Raw genomic sequence first — 19461 nt, 5'->3', positions numbered from 1 at the left:
AATAGCCCATGACCGTCACCCCAGACCTTTCATTCGTCGCCCTGATCGGCAATGCCCACGTGCTGGTGCAATTGATTATGGCCTTGCTGTTACTGCTGTCGATCGTGAGCTGGACCTACATCTTCCGCAAGGTATTCGCGATCCGCGCCGCCCGTGCGCAGACCGAGCAGTTCGAGCGCAGTTTCTGGGCCGGCGGCAACCTGCACACGCTGCACCAGAGCGCCAGCAGCCAGCGCGACCAGAGCGGCGCACTGGCCCGCATCTTCGAGTCCGGCATGGGTGAATTCATTAAAGGCAAGCAAGCCTCGCGCGAAACGCTCGACATGAACTCGGTGCTCGACGGGGCCCGCCGCGCCATGCGCGCATCGTTCCAGCGCGAACTCGATGCACTGGAATCGCACCTGAACTTCCTGGCATCGGTCGGCTCGGTCTCGCCGTACATCGGTCTGCTGGGTACCGTCTGGGGCATCATGAACGCGTTCCGCGGGCTGGCCAGCGTCGAGCAAGCCACGCTGGCGATCGTCGCGCCCGGCATTGCCGAAGCACTGATCGCGACCGCGATCGGCCTGTTTGCCGCGATCCCGGCCGTGGTGGCGTACAACCGCTTCACGCACGATATCGACCGCCTGGCCAACCGCTTCGAGAGCTTCGTCGAAGAATTCTCGAACATTCTCCAGCGCCAGTCGCGCTGATCGAGGGAGCCTGACCATGGCCTTTTCCAGCAGCATGCGCGGCGGACGTCGCCGCAAGTTCAAATCCGAGATCAACGTCGTGCCGTACATCGACGTGATGCTGGTGCTGCTCATTATCTTCATGGCAGTGCCGGCCAACCAGGCGCCGAGCGTGGTCAACCTGCCGCGCGCCGAGAAATCGGCGCTGCCGCCGGACACCTATATCCAGGTGTCGATCGAGCCCGAGAATCGCCTGTCGATCGGCGTACAGGGCAAGGGCCGCGTGGCCCAGGAAGACGTGGCCGACCGCTCTGCCCTGCTGCAGCGCCTGCGCGCGCTGCATGAAGAACATCCCGACTATCCGGTGCTGATCGCGGGCGACCGCGAGAGCAAGTACGACGACGTCATCCAACTGATCTCGGAAGCCAAGAAGATGGGTATCAACCGGGTTGGCCTGGCCACCCAGTGATGTCGATGCATTGATGCCTAGAATATGCCCGAAATAAAGCCAGACAACGCCGGCGTGCCGTACCACGTGCCGCCTGAACCGAGCCGCCTGCCATCGTTCCTGCTGGCAGTGGCCGTGCACGCCGCGTTGCTGGCGTTTCTGTGGATCGGCGTGAGCTGGACGGCCAAGACGCCGATTACGGTCGAGGCCGAAGTGTGGGACATGTCGGTGCAGACCGCCGCCGCCCCCGAGTTGCCGCCCGAGCCAGCCCCGGAGCCCGAGCCGACGCCTGAACCGGAACCCGCGCCCGAGCCGACGCCAGAACCTGTGCGCACCCCACCACCGCCGCCACCGCCGGTGGTCGAAGAGCCGGCGCCGAAGCCGGCGCCGGACATCGCATTGCAGCGCGAAAAGGAACGCAAGGCCGAGGAAGCGAAGAAGAAAGCGCTGGCCGAGAAACGCGACGCGGAAAAACGCGAGCGTGAAGAAAAGCTCGCCGAGCAAAAGAAGAAGGACGAGGCCGAGCGCAAGCAGAAAGAGAAAGAAAAAGAGCTGCTCGCCAAGAAGGAAGCAGACGAAAAGAAAAAAGAAGCCGAAAAGGAAGCCGAGAAAAAAGCGGCAGCGCTGGCCGCGGCGGAAAAGAAAAAAGAAGCGGACGAGAAAAAGAAAGCCGATCAGGTCGCAGCGGCTGCCGAGAAGAAGAAAGCGGACGCAGCCAAAGCCAAGGCAGCTGCTGCCGAAGACGCCAAGCTCGCGAAGCTGCGTGCCGACGAGCTCAAGCGCATGGCCGGCGCCATGGGCAGCGGCGGCAGCGCCGCAAAGTCGACGGGGCCGAAGTCGGACGGCGGTTATATCGCCGCGATCACGGCAGCCATCAAGAGCAGCACGGCCTATCCGGGTAACACCGATGTATCGGGAAATCCACGCGCCACGTTCCGTGTCGAGCAGTTGCCGACCGGTGAAATCATGTCGGTCAGGTTGGTGAAAAGCAGCGGTGTGCCAGAATTTGACAGGGCAGTGGAAAATGGTATCAAGAAAGCATCGCCACTGCCCAAAAAGAAGGACGGGACCGTGGAGCGCACGCTTGACGTGAATTTCTCGATGCGCGATTACGATTGATTCGGTTCGAACCAGTTTTACAAGAGAAACTATGAAAAAAATCCATTTCCTGCTGTTTAGCGCTTCCCTCGCCATGGGATCGGCAGCCAATGCGCAGCTGCAAATCGAAATCGCCGGTGTCGGCAGCAACCAGATCCCGGTCGCCATTGCGGCCTTCGCCGACGAATCCGTCGCACCCGATAAAGTCTCGGCCGTCATCCGCGCCGACCTCGAGCGTAGTGGCGTGTTCAAGGTCATCGACGCCGGCCAGGTCATCAGCGACCGTGACGCCGGCAGCATCAATCTGGCTGCCTTCAAGGCCAGCGGCGCCGACGCGCTCGTGGTCGGCAGCGTGTCGAAACAAGCCGACGGCCGGTTCGCCATCCGCTACAAGCTGATGGACACCGTCAAGGGCGGCGAAATCTCGCAGATGGGCGGCGAAGTCCAGCCCCGCTACACGCGCCTGCAGGCGCACCGCATCGCCGACGATGTCTATGAAAAGCTGACCGGCGTGCGCGGCATCTTCTCGACCCGCATCGCCTACGTGAAGGCCGACAGCGGCGCCAAGCGCTATGTGCTGGCCGTGTCGGACGCCGATGGCGAGAACGAAGTCATCGCCACCCAGGGTAAGGAGCCGATCATTTCGCCATCCTGGTCGCCGGACGGCTCGAAAGTCGCCTACGTCTCGATGGAAGACCGCAAGCCGGTCGTGTATCTGCAAGACCTGATGACGGGTCGCCGCAACGTGATCTCGAACCAGAAGGGCAACAACTCGGCGCCATCGTGGTCGCCGGACGGCTCGACGCTGGCCGTGGCCCTGTCGAAGGATGGCAATACCGAGATCTACTCGGTCAATTCAAGCGGCACCGGCCACAAGCGCCTGACCAACAACCCGGCGATCGATACCGAGCCGCAGTTCTCGGCCGACGGCCGGACCATTTATTTCACGAGCGACCGCAGCGGTGGCCCGCAAATCTACAAGATGAGCGCAGCCGGCGGCAACGCCACCCGCGTGACGTTCAATGGCAGCTACAACATCAGCCCACGCGTGTCGTCCGACGGCAAGACGCTGGCCTGGATTTCGCAGCGCGGCGGCGCTTACTCCTTATATGCGATGGACCTGGCCAGCGGCCAGGAACTGCGCCTGGCCGATGGGGCCACCGAACCGAGTTTTTCGCCTAACGGCAAGTACATCATGTATGCAACCAAGGGTGGCGGTCGCACCTCGCTGGCCGTGGTGTCTGTGGATGGACGAGTCAAGCAACGCTTGACGACCAAAGCGGGAAACATTCGGGAGCCCAGCTGGGGTCCCTTCATGAAGTAAGAAGTAAAACCTCAACATAACAGGAGAAAATCCATGCGCAACTTCAAGAGTGTAGCTTTCATCGTTTCCACCGCAGCCCTGCTGGCCGCTTGCTCGTCGCCAACCAAGCTGAACGAAACGCCAGTCGTCGAGAAATCGCCAACGCCGGCAGCGCCAGCTGCTGCCGATCCACGTGACATCAACCCGGTTCAGACCGGCAGCGTCGATCCGCTGAACGACCCACAAGGCGTTCTGGCCAAGCGCAGCATCTACTTCGACTACGACAGCTTCGTCGTGCGCGCTGACGGCCAGCCAGTGGTCCAGAACCACTCGGCTTTCCTGACCAAGAACACCTCGCGTAAAGTCCTGATCCAGGGCAATACCGATGAACGCGGCGGCACCGAGTACAACCTGGCCCTGGGCCAGAAGCGTGCTGAAGCCGTCCGTCGTTCGATGGCATCGCTGGGCGTGTCGGAAGGCCAGATCGAAGCCGTGTCGCTGGGCGAAGAAAAGCCAAAAGCCACCGGCAGCAACGAAGAATCGTGGGCTGAAAACCGCCGCGCAGACATCGTCTATCAATAATCGATTCGGCTGAACAAGCCGGACAGGTTCGATTGACAGGGGGCGGGACGCAGTGCAGACTGCTACCCGCCCCTTGTTTTATCTCAGCAACCGCCGAAGTCACCGGCTTAGTAGAAAGAACACAACGCTTATGCTCAAACTGTCCAAGTCCCGCCTCGCATGTCTCGTGCTGGCCCTGTCGATGCCGCTGCACGCCGTCGCCGGCCCGTTCGACGACGAAGAAGCGCGCAAGGCCATCCTGGACCTGCGCACCAAGGTCGACAACATCACGCGCGACCTGACCGCACGCATCGACAGCAAATCGGACAAGACGGTGCAGATCGAGATGCTCAACCAGCACGAGCAGACGATGCAGGAAATTGCCCGCCTGCGCGGCCAGATCGAAGTGCTGGCCAACGAAGTCGCCAAGGCCCAGAACAGCCAGAAGCAGCTGTACGCCGACCTCGATGCGCGCCTGAAGAAGGTCGAGCCACGCGCCGAAGTGATCGACGGGCAGACTGCCGAAGTGCTGCCAACCGAAAAGACCGCGTACGAAGCCGCCACCGCCCAGTTCCAGGCAGGCGACTACAAGGGCGCGTCGGTCGCGCTGCAGGAATTCGTTCGCCAGTATCCGCAGTCACCGTACGCATCGAATGCGCAGTACTGGCTCGGCAACACCTTCTACGCGCTGGGCGACTACAAGAAAGCCATCGCCGCGCAGCAGGTCGTCACGACCACCTATGCCACGAGCCCGAAGGTGCCGGACGCGATGCTCAATATCGCCAGCAGCTACACCCTGCTCAAGGACAACAAGAACGCGAAGAAGTCGCTCCAGACGCTGGTGGCGAAGTACCCGGATTCGAGCGCCGCGCAGACCGCGCGCGATCGCCTGGCGTCGCTGAAGTAACGGCAAAGGGGCACCACACACCGGGCGCAGCATTTGACAGCGCCCGTGTCGCCCCCTATAATCTTGCTTCTTCGGGTCGTTAGCTCAGCTGGTAGAGCAGCGGACTTTTAATCCGTTGGTCGCAGGTTCGAATCCCGCACGGCCTACCAAAGATTCAGCAAAAAAGCCAACCTTCGGGTTGGCTTTTTTGTATTCCGCTCACATTAGGATGATCGCACCATGACTTATGAAGATTTTCTCGACGAGGTGACCACGCTCCTCACGGAGATGTATGACCTCACCGACGAAGCGGCGATCAAGCTGGTGGTCGACGCGCAAGCCAACGATTACTTCGTCGCGCACGACGACAAGGAAGAACTGCGCACCGCCGAGCAAGCCAAGCTGGACGCCACCGCGCTCCACGAAGGCAAGCAGAACCGCAACCAGACGCAGCGCAAGCAGCAGCAGCGTCAGGTGCAGAAGAAAAAAGCCGTTTAAGCAGGCATTGCCGCTCACTGAAGAACCGTAGGGTGGACGGCTATGCCGTCCACGCGTCCAACATGCGCGTGAATTCTCGGCAATTCGGCGATCGTTGAACGCGTGGACGGGAAACCCGTCCACCCTACGACGCTGGAAATGTCAGGCCGCCACGGCAGGATGCGCCTGCTTGCGGTACAAGAACTCCAGCACCTGCCGGCGATGCTCGGTATAGCGCGCATCCTGTGCCAGCGCCACCCGGTCACGGGGCCGCTCGAGTTCCACGGCGACGATCTCGCTGATCGTGGCTGCCGGCCCATTGGTCAGCATGACGATCCGGTCCGATAACAGCACCGCCTCGTCCACATCGTGCGTCACCATCACCACGGTGGATTTCGTGGCCGCCACGATCTTGAGCAGCTCGTCCTGCAAGTGCGCGCGCGTGAGCGCGTCGAGTGCGCCGAACGGCTCGTCCATTAGCAGCACCTTCGGCTGCATCGCCAGCGCCCGCGCGATACCGACGCGCTGCTTCATGCCGCCCGATATTTCATGCGGCCGCTTGGTTTCGGCGCTCGTCAGGCCCACCAGCGCCAGCGCGTCCATCGTCCGCTCGCGCAACTGCGCGCGGGATTCCGCCCCGCCGAATACGCGCTCGACGCCCAGGTGGATGTTCTCGTAGCACGTCAGCCATGGCAGCAGCGAGTGATTCTGGAATACGACCGCGCGCTCCGGTGACGGGCCGCCGATCTCGCGGCCCGCGCAGATGAGCAGACCCGCCGTCGGTTTGAGCAGCCCGGCGACCAGGTTCAGCAGCGTCGACTTGCCGCAGCCCGAGTGGCCGATCAGCGTGATGAATTCGCCCTTGCTGACCGTCAGGTCGATCCCCTGCAACGCCGGGAACACGCCCTTCTTCGTGTGAAACGCCATCTCGACGCCGGTGATGTCGATGAATTTCTTTTGCAGTTCGTCCATGATCGAAACCCTTTCAGTTAGCCACTTGTTCGTGGGTCAGTGCGCGTGCCAGCGACACCAGCGCCAGTTCGAGCAGCAGGCCGACCACGCCGATGATGGCAATCGCGATGATGATGTGGGCCACGTTCAGGTTGTTCCACTCGTCCCATACCCAGAAGCCAATGCCCACGCCGCCGGTCAGCATTTCGGCTGCGACGATGACGAGCCATGCGGTGCCGATCGCCAGGCGTACGCCAGTCAGGATGTACGGCAGCGCCGATGGCAGCAGGATCTTGGTGAGAATCTTCCACTCCGACAGGTTCAGCACGCGCGCCACGTTCATGTAGTCCTGTGGCACGCGCTGCACGCCCACGGCTGTGTTGATGATCATCGGCCAGATCGAGCAGATGAAGATCGACCAGATCGCCGCCGGGTCCGCCGACTTGAATACCAGGAGGCCAATCGGCAGCCAGGCCAGCGGCGAGACCGGTTTGAGCAGGCTGATGATCGGACCGAACATGCGGCTGACAAATTGCACGCGCCCGATCACGAAGCCCAGCGGAATCCCGATCAGTGCCGCCAGGCCGAAGCCGATCGCCACGCGCTGCAGCGACGCCAGCACGTTCCAGCCGATGCCCTGGTCGTTGGGGCTGTTGCGGTAGAACGGATCGGCAAACAGTTCGAGCGCTGCCTGCCACGTGACCAGCGGCGACGGAAACGCCTCGTTCTGCGCGGCGATCACTTGCCAGACCAGCAGCACGAGCGCGATGCCGGTCAGCGGCGGCGCCACACGCCGGACCGCCGTGGCGAACGGCTGTGCGCGGCGCGCAGCGACGGCGGCGGCCGGCTTGCGCGGCGTGACCATGCGCGCCGGGCCGCTGACGGCCACCGGCACTGGCGCCGGCTCGTTGGGAACGGATTTCAACAGGGCATTCATGACGGCTCCTCGCAGTACGGGTGAATGGTCAAGCCTTGACCTTGAACGACGCGGCATACGCCTGTGGGTTCTTGCCATCCCACACGGTGCCGTCCATCAGCTTCGATGTGCGCAGCAAGCCCGCCGGGACCGGCGTCTTCGTCATCGTCGCCGCGTCCTTGTACAGCTGGACCTGGTTGACCGCCGTGGCCACCGCCAGATAATCCGGATCGGTCTTGAGCAGGCCCCAGCGACGGTGCTGCGTCATGAACCACATGCCATCGGACAGGTACGGGAAGTTGACCAGGCCGTCGTTGTAGAACTTCATGTGGTTCGCGTCGTCCCAGGTCTTGCCCATGCCGTTCTGGTAGCGGCCCATGATGCGCTGGTCGATCGCATCCTTGCTGGTGTTGACGTACGACTTGGCGGCGATCACTTCGGCCATCTTGTTCTTGTTGGCCAGCGACGCATCGATCCACTTGCCCGCCTCCAGAATGGCGGCCATCATCGCGCGGCACGTGTTCGGATTGGCTTTCGCAAACGCCAGCGTCGAGCCCAGCACTTTCTCGGGGTGGTCACGCCAGATGTCCTGGGTCGTCGTGGCCGTGATGCCGATGCCGTCCATGATGGCGCGGTGGCCCCACGGCTCGCCGACGCAGAAGCCGTCCATATTCCCGATGCGCATATTGGCCACCATCTGCGGCGGCGGCACGGTGATGACCTTGGCATCCTTCATCGGATTGATGCCGTTGGCGGCGAGCCAGTAATACAGCCACATCGCGTGGGTGCCGGTCGGGAAAGTTTGTGCGAACGTGTAGTCGCGCTTTTCGGTGCGCATCAGTTTGGCGAGCGAAGCGCCGTCGACCGCACCCTTGGTGGCCAGTTGCTTGGACAGCGTGATGGCCTGGCCGTTGTTGTTCAGCCCCATCAGCACGGCCATGTCCTTCTTCTGGCCGCCAATGCCCATCTGGACGCCATACAGCAGGCCGTACAACACGTGGGCGGCATCCAGGTCGCCATTGGCGAGCTTGTCGCGCACGCCGGCCCACGAGGCCTCCTTGCTCAGCACGAACTTGACGCCGTATTTCTTGTCAAAGCCCAGCACCGACGCCATCACGACCGATGCGCAATCGGTCAATGGAATGAAACCGATTTTGATCTCGGTCTTTTCGGGTTTGTCTGACCCCGCCGCCCATGCCCCACCCCCGGTCAGCCCCAGCAGGCCGCCGGCCGCTGCCAGCGAAGCACCCTGGATGATGTTCCGGCGTGTTCCATCGACGTTCGTGCCGGTGGACGAGTTGCCTTGCGCTTGACGCTGTTGATTTTCCATTGCAAATCCCAAAAAGTGATCAGGCAAAAAAAAACGGCTACCCCACATGAACGTGTTCATGCGTTGGTAGACGTCGTTGTCCGGGGAGGCTGGGCCAGCGTTGGCATTCACCTCGTGCGCTCCGTTGCGCATTAACCATTACGCAAGCTTCGTGCCAGTGGCCGCCGCAGAGTGAGCGCGAGAATGGTCGCCGCTGCGGTGCACCGCAGCATGGCGCGCGCGGCGCACTACGATCGCGCAGCGCCTCTTTTTGGACGGCGTTGCAGGCTGGTGTGCTGGCTGTCCGTACGCGCGCACGGTTGACAACGCGGCCTTCCACAAGTGAATGCGTGCATGCTAGGATTGTTTATTGCCTCAAACACAAGCACAAGCACATTACTACCACTACTGACCTTGCACCGCCGGGGCCTGCAACTGGAGCCATTTATGCACACCGAACAAGTCCAGCGTCACCGCACGCCGATCCATACGGCGACCGCCGTCGACCGCAGCAATCCAAAAAAGCCACGCCGTCATATCGCGAAAGACATCGTCGCGAGCAGTCGCCGCCTGCGCCAGCGCATTGGCGTGGTCGCCGTCGTCTGCATCAGCCTGGCCACGCTGCTGGTGGCGTTCGAGTAAGCCGGCCATCCTGATGCCTTGCCCGCGCCATCATGGCCGGACTATACTGCGCCGTCACCCGTTCAACCAGGATTGCATGTCGCTGTTGCACACCTTACGCGTCACCCACACCAGCACGGCACTGCGCCGGCTGCTCATGTGTGCGTGCGCGCTGATCCTGGCACTGCAACTCATCGGCAGCTCGTTCCACGAGCATGACCTGGCCGAGCAGCTGTCCGACTGCGTCAGCTGTCAGGTTGCCGCCCATGCCACGGCGGACCTGCCGGCCGTATCGCCACAACTGCTGGCCGTCTTCCTGGCGGTCGCCTACCTTCTCGCGCGCCTGCCGCGCCCCGCGCCGTTCTATCGGCGCCAGTACCTGATCCCGTCCCCCCAGGCGCCACCACGCCACCAGTCCGTCCACTGATTCGTCCTTGCGCCGACGCAGTCACTAACGTGACCTGACGGCGTAGCGGCGCGAGTCATCTCCAGCCCGTTTGCCGGCGCCGCTTCTGCGCGCACGTCTGCATCGAGCGTGCACGCTGCATGCGTGCGCCGGCATCCCTTGTTGACTTTGAAAGAACACGATGACCATGACCACTCCTGCCATGGAGGCGACCGGCGTGACCGTCGCCTATGGCGCCACGACCGTGCTGAGCGACCTGAACCTGCGCGTTGCGCGCGGTGAAATCTATGCCCTGCTGGGCGGCAACGGCGCCGGCAAATCGACGACGCTCAACGCCTTCCTCGGCTTTCTCGCACCGCAGACTGGCAGCGTGCGTGTGTGCGGCATCGACGTCGCCGCCGACCCGCTCGCCGCGCGCGGCCAGCTAGCCTACGTGCCCGAAAACGTCGCCCTCTACGAACACCTGAGCGCCCGCGAAAACATCGACTACTTCCTGCGCCTGGCCGGCAGCGATCGGACCGGTGCAGCGCTGGATGGCACCATCGACGACGCGTTGCATGCCGTGCGGCTCGATCCGGCCGCATGGACGCGTCGCCTCGGCGGCTACTCGAAAGGCATGCGCCAGAAGGTCGCGATCGCGCTCGCCGTGGCGCGCCAGGTGCCGCTGCTGCTGCTCGACGAACCGACCACGGGTCTGGATCCGCAGGCCACCAGCGAATTCAACACGCTGTTGCAGGACCTGCGCGCGCGGGGCAGCGCCGTCTTCATGGTCACGCACGATCTGCTGGGCGCAGCCGAAGTGGCCGACCGCATCGGCTTTCTGGAGCGCGGCCACATCGGCCATGAAGTGGCTGCCAGCGGCGCCGAACACTATGACGTGCGCGACCTGTACCGGCGCTACGCCGGTGCCACGAACGCTGCCGCCAGACCGGAGGCCGCATGAGCGTTTCCCGAGCACTGCCTGCGGTCGCCGTGGGCGAGTGGCGCGCGATGCTGCGCAACCAGGTGGCCGTCGCCGCCGGCATCCTGATGCTGGCCCTCACGCTCGTGGCCATCGTCGTCAGCCATGAGCGCGTCACCGCTGTCAATGCCGAGCGGGCGCGCTTCCAGAGCACGGTCGATGCCCAGTGGGCCAACCAGCCGGACCGCCACCCGCACCGTGTCGTCCATTACGGACACTATGTGTTCCGGCCCCTCAGTCCCCTCGCCTTCTTCGATTTCGGCGTCGATCCGTTCACCGGCAGCACGCTGTTTTTGGAAGGCCACCGCCAGAACAGCGCCAACTTCAGCGACGCCGCCCAGTCGTCGGTGCTGCTGCGCTTTGGCCAGCTGACGCCGGCCTTCGTGCTGCAGGTGCTCACGCCGCTGCTGATCGTGTTCCTCGCCTTTGGCAGCGTCGCGCGCGAACGCGAGCGCGGCCAGTTGCGGTTGCAGATCGTCCAGGGTGTGCGCGGCGCGACCCTGTTGCTTGGCAAGCTCGCGGCCCATGCGGGCGTGGCACTGCTGCTGGGAGCACCGGCGTTCATCGCGCTGGTGGCAATCGCCGTCGTGCACCCCGCCGTCGCCTACGAGGCGATCGCGCTGCTGGCCGGGTATGCGCTGTACCTGCTGGTATGGGTCGTGGCGGCCGTGCTGGTATCGGCATCGCTGCCCCGGGCGCGCGATGCGCTGCTGGCGCTGGTGGCCGGCTGGATCGTCACGGCAATTCTGCTGCCGCGCGTGATGCCCGATATCGCGGCCGGCAACGTGGGCCGCCCGAGCCGTATCGAAACCGAGGTCGCCATCCACGAGCGCCTGGCCAAGATCGGCGATACCCACAATCCGGACGACCCGTACTTCAAGGCGTTCCGGGCGCGCACGCTGGCGCATTACGGCGTGGCGCGCGTGGAAGACCTGCCGGTCAACTACAGCGGCCTGTTGATGGCCGAGGGCGAACGCATGACCAGCGCCCTGTTCGATGAATTCATGCGCGCCGATCATGCGCGCCAGACCGAGGAAAGTGCGATCGTGCATTCGGCCAGCGTGGCCAGTCCGCTGGTCGCGCTGCGCCGCATGTCGACCGCGCTGTCCGGCACCAACCTCGACAGCCACGCGCGCTTCCTGCTCGAAGGTGAACGCTACCGCTACGCCTTCGTGCAGCGCCTCAACGGCCTGCACGTCAACGTCGTCACGCCCACCGGCGCCGGCGACGAGCGCATCGACAAGCACCACTGGGAAGACACGCCGCGCTTCGGCTACGCCCCTGCCCCGTTCGCCGACGTCGCCGTGCGCCACGCCTGGCCCGCGTTCTCCCTGCTGGGCGGCTGGCTGCTGGCGTTATGCGCCATCGGTGGCTGGATCGCCAAACGCCTCGAAAGGAATCCGGCATGAAAACGTTAATCCTAGAACTGCGCCAGATCGCGTACTCGCGCCTGGCCGTCGGCGCTGTCGTGCTGCTGGCGCTGCTGTCCGCGCTGTCGGTCTGGACCGGCCTGCACGCCGTGAGCCAGCAGCGCGCCACGCTCGAACGCATCGCCGCGAGCCATGCCCACGACCACGCGGCCATCTTGGCCACGCAGTTACGCGCTGTCAGTAAAACCGGCGGCGCCGAAGCCGGCGCGGTCGGCTACTACCTGCCGCACCTGACCGTCAATCCGCCGTCGCCGCTGGCGTTTGCCGCCATCGGCGGGCGCGATCTGCAGCCATCCGCGCTGCGCGTGCGCATCCTGGGGCTGCACGCGCAGCTGTACGAATCGGAGTCGATCAATCCCGAGCTGGCCATGCCAGGTCGCTTCGATTTTGCGTTCGTGCTGGTGTACCTGACACCGCTGTTCGTCATCGCGCTGATGCACGATCTGGTGTCGAGCGAGCGCGAAGCCGGCCGCCTGCGCCTGCTGGCATCCCTGCCGAAAGGCGCGGCCAATACCTGGCGCCGCCGCGTCGGCTTGCGCTACGGGTTGCTGTGGCTCGCTGCGCTGCTGCCGCTGGCCGTGGGCGCCTTCATCGCCGGCGCTGGCGTGACTGGCTTCGCCCAGATTGCGCTGGTAGCGACGCTGTACCTGGCGTTCTGGTTCGGCCTGGCAGCCTGGGTGGCGGCGCGTGCGCGCACGTCGGCCGGCAGCGCCGCGATCCTGCTGGCGAGCCTGGTGGGGCTGACGATGATCCTGCCGACGCTGGCCGATGCCGGCATCGCGCGCCTGTCGCCGGTGTCGAAAGGCGTCGAGCTGGCGCTGGCGCAACGCCAGGCCGTGCACTCGGCGTGGGACGTGCCCAAGCCTGAGACGTTCCAGAAATTCTTCCGCACGCATCCCGAATGGAAGGACACGGCGCCGGTCACCGGGCGCTTCCACTGGAAATGGTATTACGCGATGCACCAGGCGGGCGACGATGCGGTGGCGCCCAGCGTGGCGCAGTACCGCGCCAGCATGATGGCGCGCGAAGACTGGACGGCGCGCGCCGGGCTGCTGCTGGCGTCGGTGAACGTGCAGGTGCTGCTGCACCGGCTGGCCGATACCGACCTGGCCTCGCAACTGGCCTACCACGACCGGATCGGGGCGTATCACACGCAGCTGCGGCAGTTCTTCTATCCGTACCTGTTCGACGAGCGGCCGTTCACACCAAGCGATGCGGCGAAGCTGCCCGTGTATGACGGCCGTGCGATGAAGGGGACGCTGGCGCTCGGGCAGTTGCTGGCGCTGGCCGTGCTTGCCTTATTGCTGCTGGCGGCGGGGCTGCGCACATTGCGCACGGTGCGGTAGGGTTGGCGGCCTGGCCGCCAACCCCGGACTGCGTCAGAACTCTTCCCAGCCGTCGCCGGTGCTGGCGTTGGCGGTCTCTGCCTTCGCTGGCTTCGCCGGCTTCGCGGCTGGCGCGGCATCGGCGCGGGCTTTTGTCACGACCGGTTTTACCGGCGCTTTCGCTACCGGCTTCAGCGCAGGTTTGGCCACCATAGGCGGCGCCGCTTTGGCCACTGCATTGGCCACCATCTTCGGCGCACTGGCAACCACGCGCGGCTTGGCCACGACTGCGCGCACGCCCGACGGCGTCACGAGCTTGAACTCGCCCACGGTCTGCGCCAGCTTGGCCGCTTCTTCCTGCAGCGAGGTCGCCGCCGCCGACGCCTGTTCGACCAGCGCCGCATTCTGCGTCGTCACCTGATCCATCTGCGCGATAGCGCCGTTGATCTGCTCGATGCCGGCTGTCTGCTCCTGGCTGGCGGCGGTGATCTCGGACATGATGTCGGTCACGCGGTTCACGCTTTGCACGATCTCGGCCATCGTCGTGCCGGCGCGGTCCACCAGTTCCGAGCCGTGGTGCACCTTCTCGACCGAATCGTCGATCAGCACCTTGATTTCCTTGGCCGCCGCCGCGCTGCGCTGCGCCAGGCTGCGCACCTCGCCCGCCACGACGGCAAAGCCGCGGCCCTGCTCGCCGGCGCGCGCTGCTTCGACGGCCGCATTCAGGGCCAGGATATTGGTCTGGAACGCGATGCCGTCGATCACGGCGATGATGTCGACGATGCGCGTGGCCGACGTATTGATCGCGCCCATCGTCTGCACCACCTCGGCCACCACGGCGCCGCCCTTGCCCGCCACTTCCGACGCCGACGTGGCCAGCGCATTGGCCTGGCGCGCATTGTCGGCGTTCTGCTTGACGGTCGATGTCAGTTCTTCCATCGACGAAGCGGTTTCTTCCAGCGAGCCGGCTTGCTGCTCGGTACGCGACGACAGATCCAGGTTGCCGGCCGCAATTTCGCTGGAAGCGGTGGCGATATTGTCGGTGCCCGTGCGGACCTGGCCGACGATGCGCACCAGTGAATCGTTCATGTCCTTGAGCGCCTGCAGCAGGCGCCCGGTTTCGTCGGTCGACGTGACATCGATGGTCTGGGTCAGGTCGCCCTGGGCGACGGCGCCGGCGATCTTCACGGCCTGCTCGATCGGACGCACGATCGCGCGCACCAGCAGATAGCCCACCAGCGCGGCCATGATGAGACCAAAGGCCAGGCCGGCCAGGCATACCGCGCGCACCAGTTCGAAGGTTGCCTGCGACGCCTGGTATTCGGCCAGTGCTGCGGCCTGCTGCTCGTTGATCAGCTGGATACCCAGCGCATTGAGCGATGCATACAACTGCGTCATCGGCCCGTTCAGCAGCTGGATCGCCTGCGCATTGTCATTGGCGCGGATCGCGGCCACTGCCGGCAACAGGCCGCCGTCGACGAACGCCTTGCGCGACGCTGCGATCTGACTGACCAGGGCGCGCTCTTTTTCGCTCATCGGGACCTGCGTGTACTGGCCCCAGAGCTTGCTGATCGTGGCGATATTCGCATCGACGGCGTCCATCGAAGCGCGGCGCTGACCGGCATCCTCCAGGTTGACGGCCTTGGCCACGGCCAGCTGGTTTGCCGTGATCAGCTGCGTGACTTCCCCGGCCTGGCTCAATCCGACCAGGCGGCGATCGTACATCTGCTTGAGCTCAGCGTTGGCCGTACCAAGGTTGTAGATGCCGATGACGGCGCCGGCGATGAGTTCGACCGCGAGGAACGCGATGACGAAAATGAGGCGCGACTTGATGCTGAGATGTTTGAACATGTTCGCTGGGCTGACGTGAGGAGAAATAAGAAGATACTTTATTGGATTATAGAAACTTATCCTTACCCATGGGAAGTATTGAACGCGAGATTGACGGGTTCCCTACACAAGACGGGCCGGGCGTCGCTGGTCCGCAACAATCCGTTAGTCCCCAGTCAATGCTGCGCCTTGGCAAAAATGACAAGCGCACTGTGAACAGGCAACTTTGTCGATAAAATGACATGATTGTCCACGCCGCCCATCGAAGCCCCAATGACACTTCCCGTCCTGCTCAACCTGGCCATTGCCCTGGCCGTCTGCTTCTTCCTGTACCGGTTGCAGGCCAACCATGTTTCATTCACCAAGCGCGTGTTCGCTGGCCTTGGCCTTGGCGTCGTGCTCGGCGCTGCGCTGCAGGTGATGTATGACGTGGGTGGGCCGGAAATCAAGGCCACCAATGAATGGCTGAATGTGATCGGCAGCGGCTATGTCCAACTGCTGCAGATGATCATCATTCCATTGATCATGGTCTCGATCATCCAGGCGATCCTGAAGCTGCGCGACGCCTCGTCGCTTGGCAAGATCAGCACGCTCACGATCGGCATCCTGCTCATCACGACCATCGTGGCGGCCTCGATCGGCATCCTGATGGCCAAGCTGTTCGGCCTGACGGCGGTCGGCCTGACCTCCACCGCCGCCGAAGTCGCACGCGGCGAATACATGCAGGGCAACCTGGCCGCGGCCAAGGAACTGTCGCTGCCGTCACTGCTGCTGTCCTTCATCCCGGCGAATCCGTTCCTCGACATGACGGGCGCGCGCAAGACCTCGACTATCGCCGTGGTGGTATTCGCGATCTTCATCGGCGTCTCCGCCACCGGCATCGCCGGCAAGAAGCCGGAAGTCTTCACGTCGTTCAGCAGCTTCGTGCACGTGGCGCACGTCATCGTGATGCGCATGGTTACGCTCGTGCTGCGCCTGACGCCGTACGGCGTGTTCGCGCTGATGGCCAAGGTGGTCTCGAGCTCGAGCTGGCAAGATATTCTTGGCCTGCTCAACTTCGTGGTCGCCTCGTATGCCGCGCTGGCGCTGATGTTCTGCGTCCACCTGGCGATGGTCGCAGCCAGTGGCCTGAAGCCCTGGCGCTACGTGAAAAAGATTTTCCCGGTGCTGGTCTTTGCCTTCACGTCGCGCACCAGCGCGGGTTCGATCCCGATGAGCGTGGCCACGCAGACCGCGCGCCTGGGCACGCCGGAAGGCACGGCCAATTTCGCTGCCTCGTTCGGCGCCACGATCGGTCAGAATGGCTGCGCCGGCATCTATCCGGCCATGCTGGCGGTGATGATTGCGCCGACGGTCGGCGTCGATCCGTTCACCGCCGCGTTCCTGCTGCCACTGCTGGCGATCATCGCGTTCGGCTCGATCGGCGTGGCCGGCGTCGGCGGCGGCGCCACCTTCGCCGCGCTGATCGTGCTGTCGGCGATGGACCTGCCAGTCGCACTCGCGGGCCTGTTGATCTCGGTCGAACCGCTGATCGACATGGGCCGCACGGCGCTGAATGTCAGCGGCTCGATCGCTGCCGGCACGGTGACCAGCCGGGTCATGGGCCAGACCGACATGCGCGTGTTCAACGACGACGCCGACATCAACCTGGACAGCGAGGCGCGGGCCGTCTGACGCCACAGGGCGGTTTCCGTGCACGGAACAATCGTGCGCTGAAGCCGTCATGAAACCTTCTATGATGACGCCAAGATAACTTTTTGGCGGACTTCATGGAACAAAAATGGCCACAGGAAATTTGGGTCGTGCGGCACGGACAAAGCGCCGGCAATGTCGCCCGCGACCTGGCTGAAGCAGCAGCAGGACACCGCATCGACATCGCCGAGCGCGACGTCGACGTGCCATTGTCCGACCTTGGCGAGCGCCAGTCCGACGCCCTCGGCGCCTGGTTCGCATCGCTCCCCCCAGCGCAGCGCCCGACCGTCGTGCTGCATTCGCCGTACGTGCGCGCCGCCGAAACGGCCAACCTCGTGATGCGCCACCTCGACCGCGACGACCTGTGCGTGCGCGAAGACGAGCGCCTGCGCGAAAAGGAATTTGGCGTCCTTGACCGCCTGACGACGCATGGCATCGCGCACGACTTCCCCGACCTCTACGAGCAGCGCCACCACGTCGGCAAGTTCTATTTCCGCCCGCCCGGCGGCGAGAGCTGGTGCGACGTCATCCTGCGCCTGCGCAGTGTCATGGATACGCTCGAACGGGAATTTGCTGGCGAGCGCGTGCTGATCGTCGCCCACCAGGTCACGGTCAATTGCTTCCGTTACCTGTTCGAGCACCTCACCGAAGCGCAGATCCTCGAATTCGACCGCAATGGCGATGTCCCGAACTGTTCCGTCACATCGTACGAATTCGATCCCGAGGCCGGCAAGCGCGGCGATCTGGCACTGCGCCTGGTCAATTTCGTCGCGCCGCTGGAGCAGACCGGCACACCGGTCACCGTGGCCAAGGACGTCGCATCGGCCCCCAACGCATAAGGTCACCCAGCATGGACAAGAACCAGGTACACGATGTCGACGCCGCCATGCTGGCCGCCTGGCCGCTGCCGCAGCCGGGCACCGGCGGCGACAAGGAAATGCGCGGCCACATCCTGATCATCGGCGGCTCGCGCGAAATGCCGGGCGCCATCATCCTGGCGGCCACGGCCGCACTGCGCGCCGGGGCCGGCAAGCTCACGATCGCGACCGGCGCCAGTGTCGCCCAGCTGGTGGCGCTGGCGATGCCCGAGGCGCGCGTGATTGGCCTGACCGAGCACGATACCGATGGCTTCAGCCTCGACGCGGTGGCGAGCCTCGATCCGCTGGCCGATCGCGTGAATGCGGTGCTGATCGGTCCCGGTATGCGCGACGAAGCGAGCACGGCGCGCCTGGTGCATGCGTTGCTGCCCCGCCTGGTTGAAGCGGACGTCGGGCTGGTGCTCGACGCCTGTGCGATGGACGTCCTGCTCTATCCGCCAGAGCACTGGCCCGAAGGCAAGCCGATGCGCTTCGAGCGTCCCGTGATCATGACGCCGCACTGCGGCGAAATGGCGCACCTGACAGGCATCGACAAGGATTGCATCGTCGGCCTGCCCGACGCGCCGGCCCTGGCCGCGGCGCGCGACTGGAATGCCGTCATCGCGCTCAAGGGCGCGCGCACCGTGATCGCCGCGCCGGACGGCACGCTGTGGCAGCACGAAGGCGCCGGCAATATCGGGCTGGCCAGTTCCGGCTCGGGCGACGTCCTGGCAGGCATCATTGGCGGCCTGCTGGCGCGCGGCGCGACCGAAGCGCAGGCAGCCTGCTGGGGCGTGGCGCTGCATGCACGCGCCGGCGACCGGCTCGCCCAGCGCCTGGGGACGCTCGGCTATCTGGCGCGTGAACTTGCCGCCGAGGTACCGGTTCTACTGGAACAGTTTGGCCAGAAAGACAAGCCAGCGGTAAAGGATGCCGTGCCCGTGGCAGGCGATGTACACCTGGGAACCTAGAACACCGGCGGTCACACGATGTGTGTAAAAAATGTTACCGATTTCCGTAAGTGTGCGGTATCTAACGAACCAGCTGTCGGGCTTGCGGTCTAATTGACACAGATGCATTGAAACACATTGAAGTCGAAACAGATTCACAGAAGTACGCACTGGGGCCGCGTATTGCGTCGGTACCCTCACCGTTTCACCAGTGGCCATCGGGTCGCAGTGGAACTGATCTGGCGCCGTAATGTCCCAACAAGTAGTCCGGGATCTGCGGCACACAAATAGACGTCAATCGAGGAGTGAAAAATGAATGCAATGACCAAGGCACCAAAAATCCTGCTGACCGCCGCTGTGCTGGCAACCCTGCTGGGCGCATGCAAGAAAGATGAAGCAGCGACCACGACCGTTCCAGCCGACACCTCGGCAACCATGCCAAGCAGCACCTCGGGCGCCACCGGCACCATGGGTGACACCGGCACTGGCGCAACGGGCACCGGCACCACCGGTACGGGCGATATGGGCACCGGCGCTGCTGCCGGCACCACCGGCACCACGACCGACACGTCGGGCGCAGCAGGCACCACGGGCACGACTGGCGCCACCGGCACCACGGGCATGACCGGCACTGCAGAAGGCGCCACCAGCCCACAGACCACCGACCCACAAAGCACCACCACGCCAGCAACTGGCACGACCGGCAAGTAATCGCGGTCAACCAGCCGAACAGCGCCCTGCAGGTTGGGGCGGGTTTGGCGCACCATCG

General features: G+C 64.2%; 20 protein-coding genes and 1 tRNA gene. 17 read left to right on the top strand and 4 right to left on the bottom strand.

What is annotated here, in order from left to right:
• The first annotated feature begins 8 nt into the window (after nt 1-8).
• From tolQ to ACZ0AJ_RS04710, 8 genes are all read left to right on the top strand, one after another.
• Entirely contained in the window at nt 9-692 is a 684-nt protein-coding gene (gene tolQ / locus ACZ0AJ_RS04745) for a protein TolQ (protein ID WP_183550516.1), read from the top strand.
• A gap of 16 nt (nt 693-708) precedes the next feature.
• On the top strand, nt 709-1140 hold the full coding sequence (locus ACZ0AJ_RS04740; protein ID WP_183550513.1) for a biopolymer transporter ExbD: 432 nt from the start codon (nt 709-711) through the stop codon (nt 1138-1140).
• A 24-nt stretch (nt 1141-1164) separates the two neighbouring features.
• Nucleotides 1165-2238, top strand: a complete 1074-nt coding sequence (gene tolA, locus ACZ0AJ_RS04735) for a cell envelope integrity protein TolA (RefSeq protein ID WP_499452947.1) — start codon at nt 1165-1167, stop codon at nt 2236-2238.
• Between the two features lie 31 nt (nt 2239-2269).
• The gene (tolB, locus tag ACZ0AJ_RS04730; protein ID WP_499454045.1) at nt 2270-3541 is read left to right on the top strand and encodes a Tol-Pal system beta propeller repeat protein TolB; all 1272 of its coding nucleotides are present in this window, start codon (nt 2270-2272) and stop codon (nt 3539-3541) included.
• A 33-nt stretch (nt 3542-3574) separates the two neighbouring features.
• A complete protein-coding gene (gene pal, locus ACZ0AJ_RS04725) occupies nt 3575-4102 on the top strand; it encodes a peptidoglycan-associated lipoprotein Pal (RefSeq protein WP_183550504.1) in 528 nt (175 codons plus the stop codon).
• A 130-nt stretch (nt 4103-4232) separates the two neighbouring features.
• A complete protein-coding gene (gene ybgF, locus ACZ0AJ_RS04720) occupies nt 4233-4988 on the top strand; it encodes a tol-pal system protein YbgF (protein ID WP_183550502.1) in 756 nt (251 codons plus the stop codon).
• Nucleotides 4989-5061: 73 nt separating this feature from the next.
• Nucleotides 5062-5137, top strand: a tRNA-Lys gene (locus ACZ0AJ_RS04715).
• A gap of 70 nt (nt 5138-5207) precedes the next feature.
• Nucleotides 5208-5465, top strand: coding sequence for a hypothetical protein (locus tag ACZ0AJ_RS04710; protein ID WP_332529813.1), 258 nt, complete (start codon nt 5208-5210; stop codon nt 5463-5465).
• A gap of 141 nt (nt 5466-5606) precedes the next feature.
• Here ACZ0AJ_RS04710 and ACZ0AJ_RS04705 read toward each other — a convergent pair whose 3' ends face one another.
• The 3 genes from ACZ0AJ_RS04705 to ACZ0AJ_RS04695 are packed head-to-tail and all read right to left on the bottom strand — an operon-like array spanning nt 5607 to nt 8641.
• A complete protein-coding gene (locus tag ACZ0AJ_RS04705) occupies nt 5607-6416 on the bottom strand; it encodes an ABC transporter ATP-binding protein (protein WP_499452946.1) in 810 nt (269 codons plus the stop codon).
• Between the two features lie 13 nt (nt 6417-6429).
• Nucleotides 6430-7332, bottom strand: coding sequence for a nitrate ABC transporter permease (gene ntrB, locus ACZ0AJ_RS04700; RefSeq protein ID WP_499452945.1), 903 nt, complete (start codon nt 7330-7332; stop codon nt 6430-6432).
• Between the two features lie 28 nt (nt 7333-7360).
• The gene (locus ACZ0AJ_RS04695; RefSeq protein WP_499452944.1) at nt 7361-8641 is read right to left on the bottom strand and encodes a CmpA/NrtA family ABC transporter substrate-binding protein; all 1281 of its coding nucleotides are present in this window, start codon (nt 8639-8641) and stop codon (nt 7361-7363) included.
• Nucleotides 8642-9067: 426 nt separating this feature from the next.
• On the opposite strand from ACZ0AJ_RS04695, the gene ACZ0AJ_RS04690 reads away from it, so the two are divergent.
• The 5 genes from ACZ0AJ_RS04690 to ACZ0AJ_RS04670 all read left to right on the top strand — a co-directional run bounded on the left by ACZ0AJ_RS04690 (nt 9068) and on the right by ACZ0AJ_RS04670 (nt 13384).
• On the top strand, nt 9068-9262 hold the full coding sequence (locus ACZ0AJ_RS04690) for a hypothetical protein (protein ID WP_183550491.1): 195 nt from the start codon (nt 9068-9070) through the stop codon (nt 9260-9262).
• A gap of 85 nt (nt 9263-9347) precedes the next feature.
• The gene (locus ACZ0AJ_RS04685) at nt 9348-9668 is read left to right on the top strand and encodes a hypothetical protein (protein WP_499452943.1); all 321 of its coding nucleotides are present in this window, start codon (nt 9348-9350) and stop codon (nt 9666-9668) included.
• Between the two features lie 166 nt (nt 9669-9834).
• Nucleotides 9835-10590, top strand: coding sequence for an ABC transporter ATP-binding protein (locus tag ACZ0AJ_RS04680; RefSeq protein ID WP_499454041.1), 756 nt, complete (start codon nt 9835-9837; stop codon nt 10588-10590).
• Nucleotides 10587-12017 (top strand): DUF3526 domain-containing protein, encoded by a 1431-nt coding sequence (locus ACZ0AJ_RS04675; RefSeq protein WP_499452941.1) that lies wholly within the window; start codon nt 10587-10589, stop codon nt 12015-12017. The genes ACZ0AJ_RS04680 and ACZ0AJ_RS04675 overlap by 4 nt, the downstream gene beginning before the upstream one ends.
• Nucleotides 12014-13384, top strand: a complete 1371-nt coding sequence (locus ACZ0AJ_RS04670; protein WP_499452940.1) for a DUF3526 domain-containing protein — start codon at nt 12014-12016, stop codon at nt 13382-13384. The genes ACZ0AJ_RS04675 and ACZ0AJ_RS04670 overlap by 4 nt, the downstream gene beginning before the upstream one ends.
• 33 nt (nt 13385-13417) lie before the next feature.
• Here ACZ0AJ_RS04670 and ACZ0AJ_RS04665 read toward each other — a convergent pair whose 3' ends face one another.
• On the bottom strand, nt 13418-15214 hold the full coding sequence (locus ACZ0AJ_RS04665) for a methyl-accepting chemotaxis protein (RefSeq protein ID WP_499452939.1): 1797 nt from the start codon (nt 15212-15214) through the stop codon (nt 13418-13420).
• 252 nt (nt 15215-15466) lie between these two features.
• Between ACZ0AJ_RS04665 and ACZ0AJ_RS04660 the strand changes: the two genes are divergently transcribed.
• The 4 genes from ACZ0AJ_RS04660 to ACZ0AJ_RS04645 all read left to right on the top strand — a co-directional run bounded on the left by ACZ0AJ_RS04660 (nt 15467) and on the right by ACZ0AJ_RS04645 (nt 19403).
• The gene (locus ACZ0AJ_RS04660; RefSeq protein WP_499452938.1) at nt 15467-16867 is read left to right on the top strand and encodes an L-cystine transporter; all 1401 of its coding nucleotides are present in this window, start codon (nt 15467-15469) and stop codon (nt 16865-16867) included.
• A gap of 95 nt (nt 16868-16962) precedes the next feature.
• Nucleotides 16963-17724 carry a histidine phosphatase family protein gene (locus ACZ0AJ_RS04655; RefSeq protein WP_499454038.1) on the top strand — a complete coding sequence of 254 codons (762 nt, stop codon included), beginning with the start codon at nt 16963-16965 and terminating at the stop codon, nt 17722-17724.
• Nucleotides 17725-17735: 11 nt separating this feature from the next.
• On the top strand, nt 17736-18713 hold the full coding sequence (locus ACZ0AJ_RS04650) for an NAD(P)H-hydrate dehydratase (protein WP_499452936.1): 978 nt from the start codon (nt 17736-17738) through the stop codon (nt 18711-18713).
• A gap of 291 nt (nt 18714-19004) precedes the next feature.
• A complete protein-coding gene (locus tag ACZ0AJ_RS04645; RefSeq protein ID WP_499452935.1) occupies nt 19005-19403 on the top strand; it encodes a hypothetical protein in 399 nt (132 codons plus the stop codon).
• Nucleotides 19404-19461: the final 58 nt, after the last annotated feature.

The sequence above is a fragment of the Telluria sp. AC161 genome (assembly GCF_979258535.1).
Note: the sequence above shows the minus strand (reverse complement) of the source record. Positions and strands in the feature narration are given on the sequence as shown.

Excerpts from the sequence above, each read along its gene's own strand:
- ACZ0AJ_RS04690 (WP_183550491.1), top strand. The coding sequence starts at position 9,068 with ATGCACACCGAACAAGTCCAGCGTCACCGCACGCCGATCCATACGGCG.
- ACZ0AJ_RS04740 (WP_183550513.1), top strand. The coding sequence starts at position 709 with ATGGCCTTTTCCAGCAGCATGCGCGGCGGACGTCGCCGCAAGTTCAAA.
- ntrB (WP_499452945.1), bottom strand. The coding sequence starts at position 7,332 with ATGAATGCCCTGTTGAAATCCGTTCCCAACGAGCCGGCGCCAGTGCCG.
- ACZ0AJ_RS04670 (WP_499452940.1), top strand. The coding sequence starts at position 12,014 with ATGAAAACGTTAATCCTAGAACTGCGCCAGATCGCGTACTCGCGCCTG.
- ACZ0AJ_RS04710 (WP_332529813.1), top strand. The coding sequence starts at position 5,208 with ATGACTTATGAAGATTTTCTCGACGAGGTGACCACGCTCCTCACGGAG.
- ACZ0AJ_RS04645 (WP_499452935.1), top strand. The coding sequence starts at position 19,005 with ATGAATGCAATGACCAAGGCACCAAAAATCCTGCTGACCGCCGCTGTG.
- tolQ (WP_183550516.1), top strand. The coding sequence starts at position 9 with ATGACCGTCACCCCAGACCTTTCATTCGTCGCCCTGATCGGCAATGCC.
- ACZ0AJ_RS04695 (WP_499452944.1), bottom strand. The coding sequence starts at position 8,641 with ATGGAAAATCAACAGCGTCAAGCGCAAGGCAACTCGTCCACCGGCACG.
- ACZ0AJ_RS04655 (WP_499454038.1), top strand. The coding sequence starts at position 16,963 with ATGGAACAAAAATGGCCACAGGAAATTTGGGTCGTGCGGCACGGACAA.
- ACZ0AJ_RS04675 (WP_499452941.1), top strand. The coding sequence starts at position 10,587 with ATGAGCGTTTCCCGAGCACTGCCTGCGGTCGCCGTGGGCGAGTGGCGC.
- ACZ0AJ_RS04705 (WP_499452946.1), bottom strand. The coding sequence starts at position 6,416 with ATGGACGAACTGCAAAAGAAATTCATCGACATCACCGGCGTCGAGATG.
- ACZ0AJ_RS04680 (WP_499454041.1), top strand. The coding sequence starts at position 9,835 with ATGACCACTCCTGCCATGGAGGCGACCGGCGTGACCGTCGCCTATGGC.
- tolA (WP_499452947.1), top strand. The coding sequence starts at position 1,165 with ATGCCCGAAATAAAGCCAGACAACGCCGGCGTGCCGTACCACGTGCCG.
- tolB (WP_499454045.1), top strand. The coding sequence starts at position 2,270 with ATGAAAAAAATCCATTTCCTGCTGTTTAGCGCTTCCCTCGCCATGGGA.
- ACZ0AJ_RS04650 (WP_499452936.1), top strand. The coding sequence starts at position 17,736 with ATGGACAAGAACCAGGTACACGATGTCGACGCCGCCATGCTGGCCGCC.
- ybgF (WP_183550502.1), top strand. The coding sequence starts at position 4,233 with ATGCTCAAACTGTCCAAGTCCCGCCTCGCATGTCTCGTGCTGGCCCTG.
- ACZ0AJ_RS04665 (WP_499452939.1), bottom strand. The coding sequence starts at position 15,214 with ATGTTCAAACATCTCAGCATCAAGTCGCGCCTCATTTTCGTCATCGCG.
- ACZ0AJ_RS04660 (WP_499452938.1), top strand. The coding sequence starts at position 15,467 with ATGACACTTCCCGTCCTGCTCAACCTGGCCATTGCCCTGGCCGTCTGC.
- pal (WP_183550504.1), top strand. The coding sequence starts at position 3,575 with ATGCGCAACTTCAAGAGTGTAGCTTTCATCGTTTCCACCGCAGCCCTG.